Origin of the sequence: Streptomyces lateritius, from assembly GCF_014649715.1 — a bacterium.
GTDB classification, from domain to species: domain Bacteria; phylum Actinomycetota; class Actinomycetes; order Streptomycetales; family Streptomycetaceae; genus Streptomyces; species Streptomyces lateritius.
This window is the reverse complement of the sequence record NZ_BMTO01000014.1, coordinates 139,813-161,876: the sequence shown is the minus strand read 5'-3', so window position 1 is coordinate 161,876 and position 22,064 is coordinate 139,813. Positions and strand designations below refer to the sequence as shown.

At 69.2% G+C, this 22,064-nt stretch carries 15 protein-coding genes and 1 pseudogene; 6 read left to right on the top strand and 10 right to left on the bottom strand.

What is annotated here, in order from left to right; translation table 11 throughout:
• Positions 1 to 4 precede the first annotated feature (4 nt).
• The 5 genes and pseudogenes from IE136_RS26495 to IE136_RS26475 all read right to left on the bottom strand — a co-directional run bounded on the left by IE136_RS26495 (position 5) and on the right by IE136_RS26475 (position 9,179).
• Positions 5 to 670 carry a hypothetical protein gene (locus IE136_RS26495; protein ID WP_189601605.1) on the bottom strand — a complete coding sequence of 222 codons (666 nt, stop codon included), beginning with the start codon at positions 668 to 670 and terminating at the stop codon, positions 5 to 7.
• Positions 671 to 1,296: 626 nt separating this feature from the next.
• The gene (locus tag IE136_RS26490) at positions 1,297 to 2,967 is read right to left on the bottom strand and encodes a serine/threonine-protein kinase (RefSeq protein ID WP_189601604.1); all 1,671 of its coding nucleotides are present in this window, start codon (positions 2,965 to 2,967) and stop codon (positions 1,297 to 1,299) included.
• A gap of 13 nt (positions 2,968 to 2,980) precedes the next feature.
• On the bottom strand, positions 2,981 to 4,666 hold the full coding sequence (locus IE136_RS26485) for a zinc ribbon domain-containing protein (protein WP_189601603.1): 1,686 nt from the start codon (positions 4,664 to 4,666) through the stop codon (positions 2,981 to 2,983).
• 1,735 nt (positions 4,667 to 6,401) lie between these two features.
• Positions 6,402 to 6,580 (bottom strand): annotated as a pseudogene (locus IE136_RS26480) (ATP-binding cassette domain-containing protein); the annotation flags it as partial.
• Between the two features lie 352 nt (positions 6,581 to 6,932).
• A complete protein-coding gene (locus IE136_RS26475) occupies positions 6,933 to 9,179 on the bottom strand; it encodes a macro domain-containing protein (protein WP_229819167.1) in 2,247 nt (748 codons plus the stop codon).
• A 141-nt stretch (positions 9,180 to 9,320) separates the two neighbouring features.
• On the opposite strand from IE136_RS26475, the gene IE136_RS26465 reads away from it, so the two are divergent.
• The 3 genes from IE136_RS26465 to IE136_RS26455 all read left to right on the top strand — a co-directional run bounded on the left by IE136_RS26465 (position 9,321) and on the right by IE136_RS26455 (position 12,844).
• Positions 9,321 to 9,545, top strand: a complete 225-nt coding sequence (locus IE136_RS26465; RefSeq protein WP_189601602.1) for a hypothetical protein — start codon at positions 9,321 to 9,323, stop codon at positions 9,543 to 9,545.
• A 54-nt stretch (positions 9,546 to 9,599) separates the two neighbouring features.
• Positions 9,600 to 11,831 carry a protein kinase domain-containing protein gene (locus IE136_RS26460; protein ID WP_189601601.1) on the top strand — a complete coding sequence of 744 codons (2,232 nt, stop codon included), beginning with the start codon at positions 9,600 to 9,602 and terminating at the stop codon, positions 11,829 to 11,831.
• Between the two features lie 204 nt (positions 11,832 to 12,035).
• Positions 12,036 to 12,844 (top strand): IS5 family transposase gene (locus tag IE136_RS26455; RefSeq protein ID WP_189601600.1). Its coding sequence is split into 2 segments (ribosomal slippage): positions 12,036 to 12,117 and positions 12,117 to 12,844, totalling 810 coding nucleotides; the frame shifts between segments, so codons are not numbered across the junction.
• A 46-nt stretch (positions 12,845 to 12,890) separates the two neighbouring features.
• Here IE136_RS26455 and IE136_RS26450 read toward each other — a convergent pair.
• A complete protein-coding gene (locus IE136_RS26450) occupies positions 12,891 to 13,631 on the bottom strand; it encodes a class I SAM-dependent DNA methyltransferase (protein ID WP_189601599.1) in 741 nt (246 codons plus the stop codon).
• Between the two features lie 540 nt (positions 13,632 to 14,171).
• Here IE136_RS26450 and IE136_RS26445 point away from each other — a divergent pair.
• Both IE136_RS26445 and IE136_RS26440 read left to right on the top strand, forming a co-directional pair.
• On the top strand, positions 14,172 to 15,773 hold the full coding sequence (locus IE136_RS26445) for a TROVE domain-containing protein (protein WP_189601598.1): 1,602 nt from the start codon (positions 14,172 to 14,174) through the stop codon (positions 15,771 to 15,773).
• A 353-nt stretch (positions 15,774 to 16,126) separates the two neighbouring features.
• On the top strand, positions 16,127 to 16,540 hold the full coding sequence (locus tag IE136_RS26440; protein WP_158983756.1) for a TraR/DksA family transcriptional regulator: 414 nt from the start codon (positions 16,127 to 16,129) through the stop codon (positions 16,538 to 16,540).
• 52 nt (positions 16,541 to 16,592) lie between these two features.
• On the opposite strand, the gene IE136_RS26435 is transcribed toward IE136_RS26440, so the two are convergent.
• From IE136_RS26435 to IE136_RS26420, 4 genes are all read right to left on the bottom strand, one after another.
• Positions 16,593 to 17,639 carry a fatty acid desaturase family protein gene (locus IE136_RS26435; protein ID WP_158983758.1) on the bottom strand — a complete coding sequence of 349 codons (1,047 nt, stop codon included), beginning with the start codon at positions 17,637 to 17,639 and terminating at the stop codon, positions 16,593 to 16,595.
• A 350-nt stretch (positions 17,640 to 17,989) separates the two neighbouring features.
• Positions 17,990 to 18,133, bottom strand: a complete 144-nt coding sequence (locus IE136_RS36975) for a hypothetical protein (protein WP_189601597.1) — start codon at positions 18,131 to 18,133, stop codon at positions 17,990 to 17,992.
• Positions 18,134 to 18,196: 63 nt separating this feature from the next.
• Positions 18,197 to 19,150 carry a hypothetical protein gene (locus IE136_RS26425; RefSeq protein WP_229819166.1) on the bottom strand — a complete coding sequence of 318 codons (954 nt, stop codon included), beginning with the start codon at positions 19,148 to 19,150 and terminating at the stop codon, positions 18,197 to 18,199.
• The gene (locus IE136_RS26420; protein WP_189601596.1) at positions 19,147 to 19,782 is read right to left on the bottom strand and encodes an ABC transporter ATP-binding protein; all 636 of its coding nucleotides are present in this window, start codon (positions 19,780 to 19,782) and stop codon (positions 19,147 to 19,149) included. The genes IE136_RS26425 and IE136_RS26420 overlap by 4 nt, the downstream gene beginning before the upstream one ends.
• Before the next feature lie 329 nt (positions 19,783 to 20,111).
• Between IE136_RS26420 and IE136_RS26415 the strand changes: the two genes are divergently transcribed.
• Positions 20,112 to 22,043, top strand: a complete 1,932-nt coding sequence (locus tag IE136_RS26415; protein WP_189601595.1) for a rhamnogalacturonan lyase — start codon at positions 20,112 to 20,114, stop codon at positions 22,041 to 22,043.
• The last annotated feature ends 21 nt before the right edge of the window (positions 22,044 to 22,064 follow it).

Here is a 22,064-nt window from a genome sequence, read left to right as displayed (position 1 = left end):
CGGTTCAGCCGTTCTCGTCGGACCCGCCGGTTTCGGACGTGCCCCCGCCGGTGGTCTCGCCCGTGGTCTCCCCGGTGGTCTCACCGGTCGCCTCGCCCGTCGTTTCCCCAGTGGTCTCACCGGTCGTCTCGCCCGTGGCTTCCCCAGTGGTCTCGCCGGTCACCTCGCCCGTAGTCTCTCCGGTTGTTTCCCCAGTGGTCTCTCCGGTTGTTTCCCCAGTGGTCTCGCCGGTCGTCTCGCCGGTGGTCTCCCCGGGCGGCGGCACGGGATCCGCGGAGATCGGCTCGCTGACCTCGTCGGAGACCCCGGCTTTGTTCCGGAGGGTCGCGCAGACCTGGCGGGTCGGCTTCGAGTTCCCGCCCTCCTCCGAGAACCTGAACTCCGGCGCGACCCTGCCCCCGGGGGGCACGGTCACGGTCTGGCTGGGCGGAATGGCGGGCCGGCTCGCCTCGCCCGGTGTGCAGTCCAGCACTTGGAGCGTGCCCACGTAGGGCTCGGAGGACGGATTCGTGACCGTCTTCTTGTAGCTCTGTGGCCAGTGGCCCGAGAAACCGTCGGAGAGCCGGCCCGCGCGGTTGAAGCTCCCATCGTCCTTCTCCCTCTCCCGCTTCTCCCTCTCCCGCCTTTCCTGCTCCGTCTCCCGCCCGTCCTCCGTCGTCGGGGCGGTCACGTTGGTGTCCGGGCGCGGATCGGGGTCGTCGCCGGAGGTGCAGCCGGTCAGCGGGGCCGCAGCGGCGCAGGCGAGCATGAGCGTGAGGAACGCGCCCCCCGGCCAGTTCCAGAGACGAGTCGTCCGGCCGCGCATGGAGTCTCCCAATCCGAGTCCGTCGGGGCGGAGTGCCTCCGCTTCCCTTCTCGGCAGACTAAAACGGTGTCATATCCGGATAAACCGCCGTTCGGGTAGCCGTCCACCCTGGCGCCGGCTCCCCGGCCGGGCGGACGGGGAGCGGCGTCAGTACGTCAGGATGGCCGGGTCGTCACGCCCACCGTTGGCGATCGTTACCTGGGCAGTGGTGCCGACGAGGTGAAGGCCAGGTACCGGGTGCCGGGGCCCGCGTCGTGGCGCACGCCTCCCCCGCCGCCTGGGCCTACGCCCGGACTCGGTCGGGGAGCCGGTCAACCCGCCTTCGCGCGCCGACGGCGCCGTTGGGGCCGGAGTCCTACGACGGCACGCCCGCAGGCCCCGCCACCCACACCGCTCCCCCGGCCACGCGCCTCCTGGCTGCAAGACCTCGAGCAGGTCAGCGAGCACGCCGGCGTGCCGCACCAGCCTTCTGCCACACCCGTTTCGGGCGATCAGTCCTTGGGGAGCTGGATTGTGCTGCGTACCCGGGTGAATGTGTCGTCCTGCTTTTCCATGCGGTCGGGCAGTGCGAAGAAGACCAGATGGGCCGTGCCGCTTGGGACGCTGAGCAAGTAATAGCTGTAGGCGATCCGGTCGGGCGTGCCTGTGCTGTTGGGGTTCGCCAGTGTCCCGTCCAGACGCCAGCCGGTGACGCCGTCTACCCGGTCGGGCACCGGGTTGCCGAGGCGTGTCTGACGAAATGCAGGGATGGCGCGGATCACCTCGGCTGCTTGGGTGGATGTGCTCAGGTTCAACGGCTCCTCGGTGTAGCGGAGCATGACGCCCGCGAGTTTGTCCGGGGCTTCGTCGACGACCTTCTCGGCGCGCTGCCATTGTTCCTTGTCGCCGTCGGTGAAGATGCCGATGAGATGGTCGGGGGTGTCGGCATACATCACCGCGCCGGTGCCCGGATGGTGGGTCCAGTTCGGAGGGTGCTCGAGCCGGAAGGGGGATGCCTGGGCTCCCGTATCAACCCAGGAGCTGTCGGACTGGAAGGTGAACACCGCAGTGACCACGCCGGCCGCGAGGACGATCAAGGCGGCGAGCAGCGCCAGCACACGCCGCGGGGGGCGGCGGTGAGGCGCATGCGGACGGGTTCGTTGTCGCCGGGAAGGCGGGTCCTCGGCTCCGGCCCCGTGGTCAGATGAGGGCGGTTTTGGAGCTGGGCCGGGGGGCGGCGGGATCGGTGGCGGCCTACGCGATTCGGCGCTGCTCGTCTCTGGTCCCGTGATGGGGGGCGTGACACGGAGTACCTGCCTCAGCTCCTCGATGACCACCCGGCAGGATGGCTGGCGTTCCTCCGGGTCGGGTGCCATCGCGCGATTCAGCACCGTGTCCACGCCGTGGGGAAGGTCATCCCGGTAGTCGGACACCTTCGGCCTGGCCGCGGACATGTGGGCCCACAGGGTGGCGGCGTCGTCGTCGCGGACGAAGGGTGGCTGGCCGGTCAGCGCCTGGAACATGACACATCCCAGCGAGTAGATGTCCGTCCGTCCACCGGCTGTGCGACCGGCGATCTGTTCCGGGGCGACGTACGCGATCGTTCCGAGGAAGTGTCCGGTGGTGGTGAAGCCCGTCAGACTCGCTGAACGTTTGGTCAGGCCGAAGTCCGTCAGGTAGACGTGGCGCGCAGGGACCGGCTCGTCGGCGCCGGACAGAAGGATGTTGCCGGGTTTGACGTCTCGGTGTACCAATCCCACTCCATGCGCGGCGTCGAGCGCGCCTGCGGCCTGGGTGAACAGGGACATCGCTTCGGCCACTGTCAGTTGGCCGTGTCTCTGCGGCATTTGGGCGCGCCGGTTCAAGAGCTGACCCAAGTCCTCCCCGTCGACGTACCGCATCGCGATGTAGAGCACACCGTTGGCCTCGCCGGCGCCGTAGATCGGCAGGATGTTGGGGTGGTCAACTGAGGCCGCAAGCTCCGACTCCCGCACGAAGCGGGCCCGGAAGTTCGCGTGGGAAGTGAGTTCGGGGGCGAGTAGTTTCAGGGCAACCGGCCGTCCCAGGGACAGATCCCGGGCCAGGTACACCACGGCCATGCCGCCACGGGCGATGAATGACTCGATGCGATATCCGGCCAGCTCCTCACCGGGTTCCAGAGTGATGCGTGGTTGCGTGGACATCTCAGTCGAGTCCTCAAGGGCCGTGGAAGGCAGTGCCGCAGGCGAAGCAGAAGCGATCACCGGGGGACAATAGGGCACCACAGTTTCCGCAGTAGGTACCTCGGGCGGCTGGACGGTCGGGGTCCTCCTGGTGGGACTCCGGTCGGTCGCCGGCTCGCCGCTCGTGGTTCTCAGGCTCCGAGGGTGGTGTCATCGTGGGCGGTGGGCGTTTCCCTGGTGCGGGCCCGAGAACGTGCGTGGCGGTCGGTGCGGTCGGGTCTGCTGGGGGCGGCGGTGGACCTTCCGTGTCCGTCTCGTCGGTGGGGCCCTGCCGGCGGCGCTTGAGCACGAACAGAACTCCGCCCGCCACCGCCAGAACCGTCAGACCGATGAGTGGTCCGATCAAGGCCCAGTTGGTGCTGCCGCCGGAGGCGTCGTGGCCGGTGTGTGCGTCGGCCTCGTCACTCATGTCATTGGACTTGCCCGTGCTGTCGTGCGCGGCTTTGTGGTAGCGGACGGCCATCGCTCCCTGCCCGGTGTCGTCCGCGGCGCTGTGCAGCCATGGTGCAGCGTGGCGATACTCGTGTTTCGCGTACAACGCCAGCCCGTTGGCCATGCTGGAATCGCCGGGGCCGCGTTCGGCCTGCATACCGCTCTTGGCGAGCGCCTCGGTGATCTGACCGGGTCGCAGTATGTCCACGGAGCGGTCGGCGGGGCTCAACATGCCGGTCACAGCGCCCCGGTCGTCGACGAGCACCGAGCCGGACATCCCTGCTCCGAGGTGCTTTCGCAGCTTGTCGATGTCCTGGTCCGAGACCGCGCCCTGGCGGTCGTAACGCCCTTGCATGGTGGGCGGTCTCGCTGTGGCGGTGGGTGTGGTCGGCCAGCCGACCGACGTCCAGGTCTTGTCGGCCTGCGGGTCCGCCGCGAGCGCGACCGTGGCCGTCTTGCCCGGGGCGGCGACGGAAAGCACCGCCACTCCGCCAGAGGTGGACATGACGACCGCCTTGAGCGCCTTGGGCTTCTCGGCGGCGGTGTAGGGGTGCACCCTGACCTCGGGCGTGATGAAGACGGCGCATTCCGCCTTCGGGCTGTTGGGCTGGTAGCAACTGTTGACAGCCGCATCGAGTTTCGGGTCGTCGCGCACGCGCATGCGCTCGTACGGGTTCTTCGGCAGTGGTACCCCCGCAGCCCGATTCCATGCCTGGTTCACCGCGTAGACGGTGACCCGTTCGTGGTTCAGTTCGACGGCCTCGGCAGAGGTGACAAGACCACCGCTCGGATTGACGAAGACGCCTGTGCCGCCTGCCGTGGTATCGACGAGCGACTTGAAGTGGTACTGGCGCATCGTGTCCCAGTGCACAGCGACATCGACGTGCGCCACGACCTCGACTCGCGCGACGGCGTCCGCTGCGTAGTCCTGGGGCGGAATCCTGTCGGCCCGCATGGTGGCGTGTTCGCCGGGCGTATGGGAGGTCGGTGGCACCGGACCATCGGGCGATTCGTGCGGCAGAGGTTCCGTGCGCTGATCGGGATCCGGGGAGTCGGGAGGCATCGGATGATGCTCTGACGCGGGCGGCGGGCTTGGATCATCGGTAGGGTCCGTTGCCAACGCTGCCCCCGCGTAGGCGTTGCCTCCCAGTAGCAGCAGCATGGCGACAAGCACGTGGACCACCGGATGGCAGTGATTCTGTCGACGGTGGGGTGAGGCGGTGGTCATTGCGGACTCCGCTCGTGCGCTTCCCTCGCTCGGTCATGCCGTTGAGGTCTACATATCCACGCTGGACCCGGATGCGACCAGGGTCAAGGCGGGCCGACGCGGTGATCAGCGACGGCGCATGACCGCAGGTTCGTGCTGCCTCAGCAGCCGGAGTACGGCGACTGCACAAGCAGTCACGGTCAGCTTCGCGGAGTTGGTCCACCACTGAGCGGCCATCTGCTGCCACAGAGGGTCCAGCTTGTCGGCCCTTCGCGGTTCAAAGACGCCATCAGACGAGACAGACCGGTGGGCCTCCATGCCAACCGTCCAGCGGGCCGGCATGAGCCAGGCGAGCTGCTCGACCGGTTTACGAACGTTTCAAAGAGGATGGCTGGAAAGACGGCCTGGACGACGCAGAACCTCAAAAACGAGGTACACGGAGCGTGACAGCTCAGTCGCCCGTTCGCGTTCCTGGAACACCGCCGAAGGCACGACCTACGCCTGCTGACGCGAGCCGGCTGCGCCCTGACTGCTGGACCTCCAGGACTCACCCTTGGGCGTCATGGTCGCGCTCTTGACACTGAAGGCCCGCCGGGGAGCGAACGAGAAGGCGCCTCACCGCCCTGAGAGCGCGCTCTTCGCCCGGCAGGTGGGAGTCAGGTGCGTGGGTGTGTGAGGATCCGCCCGTGGAGTGTGACGTGTGCGGACGAGCGATGTGGCCGTGGCCTGTGCCGCCGACTCCTTGGGAGCATCAGATCTGGTCCTGCTCCTGGTGCTACGCCTCGACCATGTGAGCGGCGAGTGGTTCGAGATCTCGCGGCCGCCGTACCAACCCGTGTCATGCGCTGGGAGGAAGCTGTCGCTGACGGCCTTTCCTCCGATGTCTCCCATGCCTTCGGGGCCTACGACTCGACGCTGTGTGGGATCCAGAATGCCGGCATGACACCCGCCGACTACTGGTGGCTGCCAGAGCGGGAGAACGCCTGCGGCGACTGCCGATCCGCAGCGAGTGTCATCGACGGTCGCCGGCCGCAGGCGATGCGAGGCGAGAACGCGCGCGTCAGTGTGCCCGGGCCCTCAACTGCCGGATAGCTCGGAACGGGGCGGCTGCGTTTCCGGGACACCTCACGCCGTGCTGCCGTAGGGCAACTCCATGGGTCTTCGCCATCTCCGGACGCATCCGGCCGGTCGCCGACTTCGACCGGGCGACGATGACCACCATCTCCGCCATGGGCTGAGGCTTGCCTCGAGCGGGCCAACCACCTTTGCATTACGTGCACCTGACACGGCACCAGACAAATTCCGGTCGACAGGGTGGGCGACGCCCTGTCAGCGGGGCGCAGCAGCAAGGGCGCTGCGTACCCCGCGAAGATTCCCCCTTTCCCTGCGGGCGCCGTCGGGAGACAGGCGTGCAGCCGCGCCGGTCCCCGGACGACGCAGCTGCCCTGCCTACGTCACGCAATGGCGTGCGACAGGAGCCAGAGGACATACAGATCAACTTGGAGGAAAGGACCCTGCTCGTGAACATCACTCCGCTCCTGCCTGGGGGAGGCGACCGTCCTCACCTGATCGTTCTTCTTTCGGTGGCAGCCGCCGGCGTGGTCGCGGCGCAGAGTGAGGCTGGGCCAGCGCCCTGGGGACGGCGGCCGCCGTCTACACCGCGATGTCGACCAGCAACCAGGACAGGAACTGACCGTGGATCGTACGAATCCTTCCCGCCTTGAACTCGCCCTCACTGTCCGAGATCGAGAAGTACGTGAGAGACGAGGAGGACCGTGCGGTTGCCGCGAAGGGAGGCGACCGACTCCTCGACCTGTCCCAGCTCTGCTCGTCCGGGGTGCTGGTGGGTTCGTCCAGCAGGAGAGCCGCTGGCTCCAGAGCGAGTGCGCGGGCCCAGCAGAGCCGTTGACGCGGTCCGGCGGAGAGGGTCTGCGCGGCGTCACTCCCCTACCGGCCGCCGAGCCGCTCGGGCTTTTCCCCTACCAGCCGCGGTCGCGTCCGCCTCTCATGACCTCGCGACGGGACAGGCCGAGCCACTGCACGACCTCCAACGGGCCGAGGAGTACTTCCTGCCCTGGCTGGGCCGACACCTGCGAGGCCAGTCAGCCGGAGACGGCCTCGGGCCCAAGCGCCCCGGCCTTCTGCCGGTATGACGAAGTGAAGAAGGAACACCGCCGCGCACTCGACCGCCCCCCCCTGGGGCGCCCCGGGGCAACTCGGCCCGGCCCCGTCAGAATGTCGCCCGCCACTGCTTCCTCCTCCTCCCAGGGCATCGTCGGTCGGCTTCCTAGGACACCAACCCCTGCCCCTCCAATTCGGTCAGCCGCACGGTGCACAGTCCTCCACGCTCGGACTTCACCTCCGTCACCTCCAGCTGCGTGCCCGGCGCGAGGATGTACTCCTCCTCGCCCGTGAAAGCGGAGAACCGCCGGATCCCCACCGCCCGCGCGGGCGTCACCTCGAACAAGGTCCGCCTGCCACGGCTCCCGAGGAACGCCCGGGCCACGCTCAACTCGGACGTGCACGATGACACACCCCACCACGTCACCGTCCGCCCCAGCGGATACTGGGACCGCAGGTCCAACGCCACCCCCCGCCACAACGGCCGCGTCTGCACCGGCAACGCCGCCACCGCCGAGAACAGGAGCCGCAAGTACGGCAGGTACGGCACCACCCGCTCACGGTCCGGAGAACGCAGCACAGCGTTGATCTCGCGGTAGAACGCCGACTCACACGTGTACAGATAGAGCGCCGAGATCGCGTCGGCGGACAAACCCTCGCCGGAGAACCCGCCCACGGTCCCCGCCTCCGCGACCTTGGCTTCCCCGAACAGACTCGACCGCTCGATGTGCCGGTCCAGATTCGCGAGCACCCCGGACACCGGCTCGACCGCCTTGCGGAAATCCATCAAAGGCGTGTCGAACACGCCGGTGACCGGCGGCAGGACGAGTCCCTCGTCCTTGACGCTCGTGAGCCGCTCCAGATACAGCTGGTGCAGCTCCATCGTCGACGCGATGAACGCCCCCATCCGCTCCGCGACGCCACCCTGCGAACTGCCGGCCCCTGTCGTGTCCCGGTCCCAGCCCTTGCGCGGCAGCCAGTCGACCGGCTCCGCCCCGACCGCCGCAAGGGCGTCGTTCACCCGGGCGAAGTGGTCCCCCTCGCAGAAGATGTCCCCCTGCGCCGCCGGATTCGGGTGGTCCAAGTGCCGGACCTCGACGCCCGGGTACTTCTTCTCCAGCCGCTGGACGACCCTCTTCAGGCTCCGGGCGTGCGCGCCCCACCATGCGAACACGACGCCCCGATCCTCCTCCTCGGCATCCTGCTTCGCGCGAAGGATCTCCTCGACGATCTGTTCGGCAACGGGCCGCCAGAACGACGTGTGCTGATCGGTCGGCACCGCCCCGTCCGCACTGGCCGTGAGGGAGGCGTTCAGCAGCAGCACGCCCTGGGTGAGCATCGCCTGGAACCACTCCGGCGGCTGAACCGTGTCCTCCTTCTTCAACAAGGAGCGAATGTCGGCGATCGGCGTCTTCTTGGCGATGCCGTACTTCCACATCGCGGCCGCCTTGATGATGCAGCGAATGCTGACGACCCGGCCGAACTGGCTGTCCTTCCAGTCGCTGAAAGTGTTGTCGAACATCGCGATGCCGGTCGCGCTCTCCGCCCGCGGATACGGGTTCTGTCCGAAGACAACCACCTTCCACTTCTGCGGCGGGTGCGGCTTCAACGCCTGGAACGTCAGCTCACGCACCGGAACCACCTCCGCACTGCGCTTCGGACCGATGAAATCGGCGGCCCCCGGCTGCGCCTGGATCACCGGACCCAACAACGGCAACCACGGCTCGCCCCCACCGGTGAACAGCTCGGCCAGCCCCAACGGGTCCCCGGCCGGAGCAGCCGCCCCATCGGCGAAGGGGACGGCACCCGGCACGTTGATCCGCACCCGCCGCGCGGGCCCCGCGCCCTCGATGTCGTCGAGTTGCCCCAACACAGCGGCCCGCAACTCGTCGTAGTCCGCGAACCCGTGGTCGTGAAAGAGGGTGTAACCCGTCCACATCAGATTGGCGCACACCTGCGCGGGCACTTGTCCGGTCCGTGCGCCCATCCCCACGAGCGCCACCGACCGGATGCTGCCCGGCTTGGTGCGGTTCTGCAGGTGCACCGCCTGGAACGCGGCCGCGCACGCCAGCGCCACGTTCATCGTCTCGCTGACGTTCTGCGAAGACTGCCGCATCGTCGGCGTCGAAATCACAAACCGCGGCACAGCCGCCCCGGACGGGACACACACCGCGCTGCCCACCGGCAGACTCCCGCCGAACCGATCCCGTATCGCCCGCTGCACCCGCACCTGGATACCGGCACCGAGATACCGCTTCACGACGGCGTCGACCCCGCCGTCCATCCGGCCCCGCGCATTGGTGGGTGACACCCACGCGTCGACATCCACATCAAGAATGGAGCCCCGCCGGATCTCGACCCCGGGCGTGTCCGCGAACGAGGACCGCCACGCCGCCACCACCTCGTCGTTCACGTCGACCAGAACAACCCTCAACACACCCTCGGCACCCACGAATCCACCCCTCCCGCACAACCTCTCGAACACGCCCGAAGCTACAACCCCCCACTGACAACACCCACGCCCCGACCCGACGACCACCCACGGGGGGCCGCCGTGGACACGCCGGCCGCCACGTGCCCCGAAGCCGGCGAGGGCCGGCTGCGCCAGGCCGGGAAGAACCGGCCCCCGGGAGCGGTGACGCGCGCCGCACACGTTCGCGTCCCGCGCGAGGATCGGGGCGGCTGGAACACGTACAAGGACGTGATCGGGATCGGTGACGGCAACGGCCGTAACTCGTCCGCTGCCCTGCACGGTGAACAGCTGGCAGGATGCACGTAGTCGTGCGGCCGGGTCGGTCCGGCATGCACAAGAGGCAGGCGTCAGGGGGGCGTTGTGGAAGCGTTGCGCGCCGGGGACCCCGCGGAGATCGGTCCGTTCCCGCTGCTCGCTCGTCTGGGCGAGGGGGGCATGGGGGTGGTGTATCTCGCCCGCACGGTCGAGGGGCGGGCCGTCGCGCTCAAGACGGTACGGTCGGACATGGCGAACGCCCCGGGGTTTCGCCAGAGGTTCGCGAGGGAGGTGCGGGCCTGCCGCGCGGTGAGCGGTCCCGGCATGGCGACGGTGATCGACTTCGACATCGCCGGGGCCGTACCGTGGCTGGCCACCGAATACGTCGCCGGGCCCTCCCTGGGCGCCGCAGTGGGCGTCCACGGGCCGCTGCCCGAGGACACCGTACGGCGCCTGCTGAGCGGCCTGGCGCGAGCCCTGATCACGGTGCACGCGGCTGGGCTGGTCCATCGGGACGTCAAGCCGACAAATGTGCTGCTCGCTCCCGAAGGGCCCTTGCTGATCGACTTCGGCATCGCTCGCGCCGCCGATGAGACGGCGCTCACCGGTACAGGGGTGGTGATCGGCTCGCCGGGTTACATGCCGCCCGAACAGGCCGTGGGGCAGAGCGTCGAGGCGGCGGGCGATGTCTTCTCGCTGGGCGCGGTGGTCACGTACGCGGCGACGGGACGCGGACCGTTCGGCACTGGAGCCGTCCATGAGCTTCTGTACCGCGTGGTCCATCAGGAGCCCGACCTGGCGGGCCTGCCGCCGGGGCTGGTGGAGACCGTGGGCCGGATGCTGGCGAAGGACTCCCGGCACCGGCCCTCCGCGGAGGAACTGGCCGCCCTGGACACGGCCGGGGGCGCGGGAGGGAGCTGGCTCCCGGACGCGGTGTCGGCCGACATCACGCGCCAGTGGGGGCGGTTGCGGGCGCTTCAGGCGGCGGCGCCGACCCAGGTGGTGAAGCCCGCGCCCTTGGCGCCGCCAGCCTCTGGACCGGCCCAGGGACCGGCTTTCGGACCGGCCAAGACACGCATCGACGCTGCGCCGCCTGTCTCCGCCGCCCCACCGCTCCACACCGCCCCGCAGGTACGGCGGATCAGCAGGCGCGCTCTGTTCGGCACCGGCGTCGCCGGGTTCTCCACCCTGCTCCTCGGCGGCACCTGGGCCGTGGTGCGGAATCGGGACCGCGCCGGGGGCGGAGGCAACGGCGAGAAGGCGCTGCGGGACCCCTCCTGGTCGTACACGCATGACGCCGCGATCGTCACGTCTCCCGCACCCGGCCGGGGCAGCGTGGTCTTCGGGGACGAACAGGGAAGGATCGCTTCGGTGAGCCAGAACTCCCACGAACTGCAGTGGGCCGTCGACCTGCGCGTCTACACGGCATCGGGCGAGGGACCGGCCGTGATGCCCGTCGCCGTCGACCGTATCCGGCGGGACGGGAAGGACGTCATTCTGACGCTGACCAAGGACCACACCCTCCATGGCTTGAATGAGGACACGGGCGAGCGGCTGTGGACACGGTCGTTCTCCGGCGACTCGAACAGACTGCTCCCCCAGATCGGTGCCGATCAGTTCGTGGTCGTCACGCGTTACGGGCAGGGGGTCAGCAAGGTCACGGTCATGAACGCCGCCGGCTTGACGCTCATGGAGGACGACACGAACGACATGAACGGTGTCTCACTGGCATGGGACGAGGGCGACGCCGTCGCCCTGTACAGCCTGGCCCAGGACGGATGGTACGGGGCACGGCGCTGGACCGTATCCATACCGAAGGGCAAGGTCTCCCCCGGTCGCGAACTGCCGGACGACTTCGCCTCCGCAGCCATCGAGGCGGACCAGTATCTCTACTTCCACACGCGGCGTGGCGTCGCATGCGTATCGGTCGATCCGTCGGACGGCAGCGGGTGGACATTCACCGCCGACGACGACAGCGTCGTCGTCGACCAGGACCCGCCGGTCGTCCAGGGCGGGACAGCGATCTTCCGGTACGGGGAAGCGGTGTACGCGGCGACGGGGGTGGGCGAAGCCGACTGGAAGTTCGTCGCGGACGGGCAGGTCACCGGAAGGCTCTCCCTGCTCACGAGGGAAGGGGAGGAAGACAGCCTGCTCTTCTTCGGTACGGACAAGGCCACGGTCTACGCCCTGAACAGCCGCTCGGGCGAGGTGATCTGGAAACACACCGCCGCCCAGGGCACACTCCACGGCCCGGTCCTGCACGGTGAGAGCGCGTATGTGGCGCAGGATCGGAATCTCTACGCGCTCGACGTGGCGGGGCCACGGTGGGAGTCGTGAGTCACCGTCCTCGGTGCTGACGCCAGTTGGTTCATCCAGTCGCGACCGCCGACACGGGTGTGGATGGCTCCGCGCCCAGGCGAATGCCCACGGCTCAGGGCCGGGGGGCGCGCAGCCATACGGCCTGGTTCACGCTGAGAACTCCTAACGAAATGATGCTCAAGGTGGTTGGATCACTCCGGGACTGACGATCCGGGGGTTGGAGTGGCTCGGCCGAAGCCGTGGGAAGCCGACCACGAGCTGTGGGCGGTGATCGAGGGGCTGCTACCGAAGGTGGAGCGTCGGCCCGGCACCCCGTGCGAAGGCGGCATCCGGACCGGCTGGTGTTCCAGGGCATCCTGTTCGTCCTGCACACCGGGGTCGCCTGGGAACATCTGCCGCAGGAACTCGGCTTCGGTTCGGGCATGACCTGCTGGCGCCGTCCGGCCGAGTGGACCGAGGCTGGAGTCTGGCCCCGGCTGCACCAGGTCCTTCTGGCCAAGCTCCGCAGCGTGAACGCCCTGGACTTCTCCCGGGCGGCCGTCGACGGCTCCCACATACGGGCATTGAAAGGGGGATCCAAGACGGGACGAAGCCCTGTTGACCAGGGCAGGACGGGCAGCAAGCATCACCTGATCACGGACACCATCGGTATCCCGCTGACCGCCACCTTGACCGGCGGCAACCGCAACGACGTCACCCAGCTGATCCCGCTGCTTCAGGCGGTGCCGCCGGTGAGGGGCAAGCGAGGCCGGCCCCGGCGCCGCCCGGACGTGGTGCTGGGCGACTGCGGCTACGACCACGACAACTACCGCCGCCTCGTCCGGGATCTCGGCGTGAAGCCGCTGATCACCCGCCGGGGCACCGAGCACGGCTCGGGCCTGGGCACGCAACGCCGGGTCGTGGAGCGAGCATTCGCCCACCTGCACTGGTTCCGCCGCCTGCGGATCCGCTGGGAGATCCGCGACGACATCCACGAAACCTTCCTCGTCGGATGTGCACTGATCCGCTGGCGACGCCTGAACTCCCGATAGAAGTTCAGGACAGGCACGACCAACGTTGATGGCCCGGTGGCCGACCTCAGGCGGGCTTGCGCCACACGGAGACGTGCTTCGCGGAGTCCTGGGTGAACGGAGACCCGTCCCAGTCCGCAACGCGACGTTCCAGCTCGAGCCCGGCGATCCGTGCCATCAGGTCGAGCTCCGCCGGCCAGGCGTACCGGTGCCGGGAGTTATCGCGGCGGTAGTGGCCGTCGTCGCCGTCGCGGGTGAAGTGGTGCGAGACGAGGATCTGCTCGACCAGGTCGAAGGTGTCGAAGCCGAGATGCTGCTGGGAGACGTCGAACGGCACCGCGACCTGGCCGGGCGGCAGGAGCCGCAGCGGCGGCACACCCAGCTCGATGACGAATCGGCCGCCGGGCTCCAGATGCCGTGCGGCGTTGCGGAAGCACTCGACCTGCTCGTCCTGCGTAAGCAGGTTCGTAATGGTGTTGTAGACGAGATAGACAAGGGTGAACCCGCCCGGAACGACAGTGGTGGCCATGTCCCCGATGACCACCGGGAGGGTGTCCTCGTCAACCTTGCGCCGCAGCACCGCCGCCATGTGCTCGGACAGTTCGATGCCCACGACCGGCACACCGCGTTCCCGGAGCGGGACGCCCACGCGTCCGGTTCCGATGGCGAACTCCAGTGCCCGGCCGTCTCCGGCGAGCTCGGCGAGGAAGGCGAGGGCCGGTCCGAGAACGGCAGCCGAGGACGCTTCGGCCTCCTCGGCGTCGTAGCGGTCGGCGGTCGCACGGGTCCACAGTTCACTGCTCGTCACGCGTGGCCACTTTGCCGGGTGCCGAGAGGCGCTGTCGACGCATTTAAGTTCTGCGCGGCGCAGCGTGCACCGCGGAGAACTTGTCGTCGCCTTGCCAGGGCTTCGCCGAACCACCCCGCACCCCGGATCATCAGTCTCGAAGCCAACCACCTTGAAGATCATTTCTTTAGGAGTTCTTAGAGGCATCGCCGCGCCGGCCGAAACCCGGTGAACCACCGGACCACCGGATCTCTGGATCTCTGGATCTCTGGATCTCTGGATCTCTGGATCTCTGGCTGACGCTTCCCGGGGCTCGTTTAATCACTGGTGTGCCGTTCGGTGGGCCGCATAGGGTGGGAGCGCGACCGCGCCCCCGATGCGCCCGGCTGCGGCTACTTCCTTCTGACAACCAAGTGACGCCGCCGCCCCTTTGATCTCGGGAGGCGCGGCCGTTTTCGCCCCGTCTCCGCCGAAGCTGTGCGCCGGGGTCGGCCGTTCCTTTGGATCCGGGGGGATTCACTGCCTCGCTACACCCGACGCGTCTCCAAGGTCTGGTCCGAGATGCTCGTGGCCCCGCACATCTCGGCGGCCGCCCGGACCCCGCCCGGAGCGCAGCTCCACCATCGCCCCAGTACGCAGGCCTCCCGCAGCCGCACAGGCGCCCCGGCCTTCGTGCGGGAACCCCGGGATGAACTCTTCCTGCTGGCCGTCGGGAACTTCGTCTCCCAGCAGACCTTCTACGAGAGCGGCCAGGAGCGCGACGATCGGTACGCCCGCCTCGTGGGTGAGCTCGCCGTCGAGGATCCCGCATGGACAGCCGGCCTGCTGCGTTGGCTCCGCAGCGAGGGGAACATGCGCACGGCGTCCCTGGTGGGCGCGGCCGCGTATGTACGAGCCCGGCTCGTGGCGGGATCGTCCGAGGGCCCGTCCAACCGGTGCGTGATCGACTCGGTGCTCCAGCGTGCCGACGAGCCCGGAGAGCTGCTCGCACACTGGACCTCGGTGTACGGGCGGAACGTGCCGCAGCCCGTGAAGCGGGGCATCGCCGATGCCGTACGCCGGCTGTACTCCTCCCGGTCGCTGGTGAAGTACGACACCCCGTCCAGAAGTTTCCGCTTCGGTGACGTCCTCAACTTGGTGCATGCTTCCCCTGACCCGGAGAAGCCCTGGCAGGGCGCGCTCTTCCGGTATGCCCTGGACCGTCGCCACCACCCGGAGCGGGCGGTTCCGCCGGCCTCCGACCGGCTGCTGAGCGAGCACCGGACGCTGTTGGAGCTGCCGGTGAAAGAGCGGCGGTCCTTGGTGACCGGGCCGGGCGGCGCCGGGCGCCTGGCGGCGGCGGGCATGACCTGGGAGGCTGTGGCGGGCTGGCTCCAGGGGCCGATGGACGCCGTCGTCTGGGAGGCCGTGATCCCCTCGATGGCACCGATGGCGCTCCTGCGGAATCTGCGGAACTTCGACGAGGCGGGGGTGTCGGACCACGTGGCGGCCCGGGTCGCCGCCCGGATCTCGGACGCCGTCGAGGTCGCCCGTTCCCGGCAGTTCCCCTTCCGCTACCTGGCCGCCCACCGCCACGCGCCGTCGCCGCGTTGGGCGGCCCCGCTGGAGCGGGCACTGGGCCACTCGCTGGCCAACGTACCGGCCCTGCCCGGCCGGACGCTGATCCTGGTGGACCGGTCCGACTCCATGTTCTGGGACAGCGTCTCCGAGCGGTCCGGGTTGACCCGGGCGGACGCGGCAGCGGTGTTCGGTGCCGCGTTGGCGATGCGCGCCGAACAGGCTGACCTGGTGGAGTTCGGCTGGTCCAGCGCAGTGGTGCCCTTCCGGCGGGACGAACCGGTACTCGAGGTGCTGAAACGGTTCCACAGTCTCGGGGGCACCTACACCACGAACGCGGTGCGCACCCACTACAGGGGCCACGACCGCGTCCTGATCGTCACCGACGAGCAGGACGCACACCCTGGCCCCGGCGGGCCGGCGGAACCGGTGCCGGCCGACATCCCGGTCTACACCTGGAACCTGGCCGGCTACCACGCCGCCCACGGCCCGACGGGCCCCCATCGGCACACCTTCGGCGGCCTCACGGACGCCGCGTTCCGTATGGTCGGCCTCGTCGAGGCCGGCCGCCACGCCACCTGGCCGTGGATCGACAACCCGGCGTGACGAGCTCCCCCGACGCGCTTCTGTTCTGTCGTTCTCCGGACCGGCCTGGGCACGACGATCTGTGGCCTCCTTCCCCACGACGCGCTCGCGCCCGGGCTACGGACGCATCGATTCCGCAGCGGAGATCTGTAGTAGCGACAGGCAGTCTTTTCCCAGCTCAGCCGGCAGCTTCTTGAGCTCGCCCTTGGTCTGCTCTGCCTTCGCCTCGGTCTTCCGCCTGACCGACACAGCTGATCACTCCCTGGGCGAAAGGAAAGTTCTCGCGCGACCTCGTGGGGTCGTTGGAATCCCTCCTGAGCATCCGGTCGCGTGGTCAGGGGAATCGGAGACGGTGAGCCGGCGTTTTCGCATGCATGGGCGACGCATCCCGGCACGGCCATGACGAGCGCGGCCCGTCGTCCTTCGCGACTCACCGCGCACGCCTCGCGGCCGACCGCGCCGACACCCTCGCGCGGACGGCCGCGCTGAGCCGCGACTTCGACGGGATCGTCGCGGCAAACGCCCTGGTCGCGGTCGACGACGAGCACGACCCCGAGGGGGCCAGCACTGCCTTCGAGCGGGCCCACGTGGCCGCCCTGATGGCGCGGGCGCGCGACCACCTGCTGGAACTGGACAGGGCGTGGGAACGGCTCGAACGGGGCGAGTACGGGCGGTGCGAGGGCTGCGGCGGGACGATCCCGCCCGAGCGCCTGGAGATCCGTCCGGCGGCGACCACCTGTGTCCGCTGCGCCCGGTCCGACCCGCGTCGGCCGCGGCGCCCCGCCTGACGCCGACCGGCGCACCGCCGACCTCCCGCGTGCCGGCCTGTGTGTCGTGGCGTCAGGTGGTCCGCGGCCTTCTGAGGGGGGCTCCCGCCGCGTGAAGGCTGGCGAGGGTCTGCCGGTAGGAGTCGACCAGGCTGGTCTCCAGGTAGCTGACCCCGAGCTCTTGGCAGTACCCGCGGACGATGGTCTGGGCCTCGCGCAAGTGCGGGCTGGGCATGCTCGGGAAGAGGTGGTGCTCGATCTGGTAGTTGAGACCACCGAGGACGATGTCGGTGAACCGGCCTCCGCGCACGTCGCGGGAGGTGAGGACCTGGCGCCGAAGGAAATCGTGCCGCTCCGCGCCTTGCAGGATCGGCATGCCCTTGTGGTTCGGGGCGAAGATCGAGCCAAGGTATACGCCGAAGAGGCACTGGTGGACGAGGAGGAACACGATCGCCTTGCCGGGCGGCAGCACCAGGAACAGCGCGCCGAGGTAGGCGGCGAGGTGCGCGGCGAGCAGGACCGCCTCCCACACGCGGTGCTTGAGCGAGCGGTCGAACAGCGATCGCACCCCGGACACGTGCAGGTTGAACCCCTCCAGCGTGAGCAGCGGGAAGAAGAGGAACGCCTGCGAGCGGCCGAGCAGCCGCGGCAGTCCCCTGGCCGCGCGGGCCTGGTCCTGCGTCCAGACGAGGACATCCGGGTCGAGGTCGGGATCGAGATCCTCGTGGTTGGGGTTGGCGTGGTGGCGGGTGTGCTTGTCCTGCCACCAGCCGTACCCCATGCCGATGCCGAGGTTTCCGGTGAGGCGCCCAGACACCTCGCTGGCCTTGCGGAGCCGGAACACCTGCCGGTGCGCGAGGTCGTGCGCGAGCAGGGCCACCTGCCCGAACACGAAGGCGAGGAAAGCGGCCGTCAGCAGCGTCCACCAGCTGTCGCCGATCAGGACGAAGGCCGTCCACCCGGCGGCGTACAGGGCCGCCACGGCCGCGATGCGCAGGGCGTAGTACCCGGGGCGCCGGGCCATGAGCCCGGCCTCCTGGATCATCCGGGAGAGCCGGGCGAAGTCGCTCCCCGTAACCGCCCGTACGGGAGGAGGACGCACCGCCTGGGAGGAATTCATGATCAGAATCACTTTCCGTAGTCGGTCGGAGGGCGGAGCGGGCCACGGCACGCGCGGAACGCCCTGCGCGGCCCCACCCGGCACGCGGGTGGCGCTCCCCATACCGCGCATACCCGGGATGACGGACTTGACGTACGCCTCGGCCCGCCCCTTCCGTTCCGACCTCCCTGCGACCGGACGCCGGCCGGGCCGGCACGGACGGTGCCGCCGAGGCGGAGCCCTTGTCGGCAGGGCCTGCCGCGCTACTCCCGCTCGTCCCGGGACCGCGTCTGGTCCACGTAGGCGGGCGGCGGCCACCTCGTGGCGCCGAGCGGCGCTACGCGCTGCGACAGTTCGTCAACGGCAGCGCCTCAGCCGGGCTGGGTCCTCCCGGGACGTTCCTCGCCGCCGTACACGTCCTCGGCGAAAGGCGTCGACATCACCGGCGAACGCGGAGTGGAGGCGATCTGCTCCGCCGGCACCCGCGACTCCCGGTGCGAGATCGTCCAGAACATCGGCAGCATGCTCCGCCTCAACCGCGACGGCACCACGAGGATCGTCCGAGGGGCTATACCCCGTCATCGACCGCCGCCTCCGCCGAGGACGTCGTCGCCTTGGTGCCGCCGGCGCGTTGCGGACGGGAACTGGCGGTGGGGCGGTGGCCCGGACCGGGCCCGCACCGCGGCAGCACTCAGCCGCGATCTCACCCCAGGGTTCGTCAGGTTCCGATCCCGCTGCCGAGGCGGTGCCTTCACCCGCGTCCTGTGGGACCACGGGGAGCAGGAGGGGCGGTGGGCGTGGAGAACGACCAGCGCCAGGGCACCGGTTGCTGCGGACCAGGTGAGGGAGAGCAGGCCGTGGGACCAGGGGATGTGGGGGGTGAGGGCTGAACTCAGCGCCAGCTGGTTCACGCCGTACAGCGGAAGCGCGGACACGCCTGTCACATCCATGAGCGTGTTGAAGACGGGATTCTGCAGGCCGGTGTCGACCAGGCTGAGCATGATGATGAGGAAGAAGCCCTCCAGCTCGCCGCGGACCAGAGAGCCGAGCAGAAGACCGATGCCACCGTAGGCGAGGCCGGCGCCTGCAAGGGCCAGCGCCAGGGGGCCCGCGTGACGTACGGGCATGGAGATCCACAGCAGGATCGTGGTGTACATGGCCAGGAGGGCGGCGGTGAGGGCGACGGCGACGAGTTTGGCCAGCAGCATCGGCAGCCGGGGGTAGCCGGCCAGCAGCAGACGGCGATCCATCTGCCGGGACTGAAAGGTCTCGGTGAAGGTGACGAAGCCGGCGACCAGGGTGACGGCGCCCAGCGCGCTGGCCACCTGGCCCACCTGGCTGGCCCTGGCGGAGGCGGAGGCACTGATGGCGTCCAGCCAGATGCGCACTACTTCGTCGGAAGTGCACAAGCGTGCCACGGCGATCCAGGTCGGGATGAACGCGACCGCCAGAGCCAAGGCCAGCCGGTTACGGAGGTGGCCCAGCAGAGTGCAGCGCAACAGTTCGGTGAATGCCGCCCAGGAGAGCCTCAACGGTTGGTCACCTCGAAGTGCAGACGCCCTTGGCGCAGATGAGCGACCGCGTCGAAGTGGTGCAGATCGTGCAGCAGATGCGAAACCACGATGATCGACCGGCCCTGATCACGCAGGTCGGCGGCCAGGGTCCAGAACCGCTGATGGGTCTCCCAGTCGAAGCCCTGGTAAGGCTCGTCCAGGACCAGCAACTGCGGGTCATGCATGAGAGCGATCAGCAAGTTCAGTTTCTGTCGCGTTCCGCCACTGAGCTCGCCGGCCTGCTGTCGCCGGCAGCCGGTCAGTGCCAGCAGCTCCATCAGCTCGCCGGCGCGCTCCAGCGTCGGCAGCCGGTAGGCCCTCTGGAACAACCGCAGATGCTGTCCGACGGTGAACGCATCGTTCAGTACCGCTCGCTGCGGGCAGTACCCCACTGCCCCCGTCCGTGTCACCGTTCCGCGGTCGGGGGCGAGTTGTCCTACGGCGATCTGCAGCAAAGTGCTCTTGCCCGCCCCGTTCTCGCCGACGACTCCCACCAGCCTCCCGGCGGGCACATCCAGGTCGATGTCGCGCAGGACCTGCCTCCCGCCGTACGCCTTGCAGACTCCGCGGATCCGCAGCCGTGGCCGATGGCACGTCGTCACTGCCTGCACATGAGCCCCTCGAAAGATCGGATAGGCACCACGAGCCGGCCCCGGAGGACAGGCCCGCCACAGACGCCGGGGCGCGCAGCCCTATGCCTCCGGGCTCGAGCCGGCTCCTGGCCGACCAGCCGCGCTCGGCCCGGGACGGTTCGGCCCTGAGCGGACTGATCGCCTGCGCGAGGTAGCGCGCTGGTGCCCGTCTCAACGAGTCCGTACCGCCGGTGTAACGGCAGCCACCGCCCGGGGCCATACGGCCCGACCCGGGCCGTTGAAGCGGCAACCTTTCGCGCAGCTGCGGCGACCAACAGGCGTCACTACCCCCGGCCCGTGAGGTCCCGATGTCCCTTACCCCTCCCGCAACGCACCGCCGCCCCCGCAGAGGCCGACTCCTCGCGGCGGCACTCGCCGCCCTCCTCGTCGGCACCGGCGGTTCCCTGGCCCTGGACCGGTTCGCGGACGCCGCCGACACGCTGCCCGCACCCGCCAACAAAGCGACGAAGGCCCTGGCCGCCGCCCGCGTCGCGGAGCGCCTCGACCGCGGCCTGGTCGCGGTACCCGCAGACGGCGGAACGCTCATCACCTGGCGGATGCTCGGCGACGACCCGGAGGGCGTCTCCTTCAAGCTCTACCGGGGCGGCAAACTCATCGAGGAGACCCAGAAGACCAACTACCTCGACACCGGCGGCAATACCTCGTCGACGTACGAGATCCGGGCCACTGTCAACGGCACGGAAAGGCCCGGCGAGAAGGCAAGGGTGTGGGGGTCGGGACGCCTCGACATCCCCCTGCAGAAGCCCGTCGGCGGCACCACCCGCGACGGCGTCGCCTACACCTACTCCGCCAACGACACCTCGCCGGGCGATCTCGACGGCGACGGCCAGTACGAACTGGTCGTCAAATGGGTGCCCTCGAACGCCACCGACGTCGCCAACTCCGGCACCTGTACCGGTCCGACCGTCTACGACGCCTACAAGCTGAACGGCAAGCGGCTCTGGCGGATCAATCTCGGCACCAACGTCCGCAGCGGCTCCCACTACGACTCGTTCCAGGTGTTCGACTACGACCGCGACGGCAAGGCCGAGATGGCCGTCCGCACCTCCGACGGATCGAAGGACGCCGCGGGCACCGTCATCGGCGACAGGAACGCTTCGCACCTCTCAAACAACTGCGCGGTCATCAGCGGAGCCGAATATCTGTCCGTCTTCAACGGCGCGAGCGGGAGGGTGATGGACTCCGTGCCCTTCGAGCCCGCCCGCGGCTCCGTCGCCGACTGGGGCGACACCTGGGGCAACCGCGAGGGCAGGCTGCTCTCCGCCACGGCCTACCTCGACGGCACCAAGCCCAGCATGATCTTCACGCGCGGCATCTACGCGCGCACCGCACTCGCCGCGTACGACTGGAACGGCTCGGACCTGACCCGGCGCTGGAAGTTCGACAGCAACAGCTCGGCGAACCGCGGCAAGGGCTACGACCAGCAGGGCAACCACAACCTCGCGGTCGCCGACGTCGACGGTGACGGCAAGGACGAGATCATGTACGGCGCGATGGCCGTCGACGACAACGGCTCGGGACTGTGGACCACGAAACTGGGCCACGGCGACGCCCTGCACGTCGGCGACCTGAACCCGGCGCGCCCCGGCCTGGAGTCCTTCAATGTGCACGAGCACAAGGACTCCGCGTACGGCTTCGAGATGCACGACGCGAAGACGGGCCAGGTCCTGTGGGGCCAGAAGACCGGCACGGACGTCGGCCGCGGCATCTGCGCGGACCTGACCAGGCAGTACGCGGGCGCCGAGTGCTGGTCCAGCGGCGGCGGGCTCTACACGGCGGCCGGTGAGAAGATCAGCGACGGCGTTCCGGCGTTCGGCGGTGGCGCCTCGTACAACTCCGTGATCTGGTGGGACGGCGACGCGAACCGTGAGCTGCTCGACCACCGCTGGTCAGGATCCGCGCGGAGCGGATACGGCCAGGTCCTGAAGTACGACGGCGACAGCGAGCTCTCCCGCATCTGGCACGACCAGGACGCCAAGTCCAACAACTGGACCAAGGGCAGCCCGGCGCTCTCCGCGGATCTGCTCGGCGACTGGCGCGAGGAGATGATCTGGCGGAACGCCGACTCCACGGCGCTGCGGCTCTACAGCACCCCGCACCCGACGGAGTACCGGCTGCCGACGCTGATGCACGACCCGGTGTACCGCACGGGCGTGGCCTGGCAGAACACCGGTTACAACCAGCCCCCGCAGGTCAGCTACTACCTCGGGACGAAGTAGACCGGGCACGGTGAGTCCCCG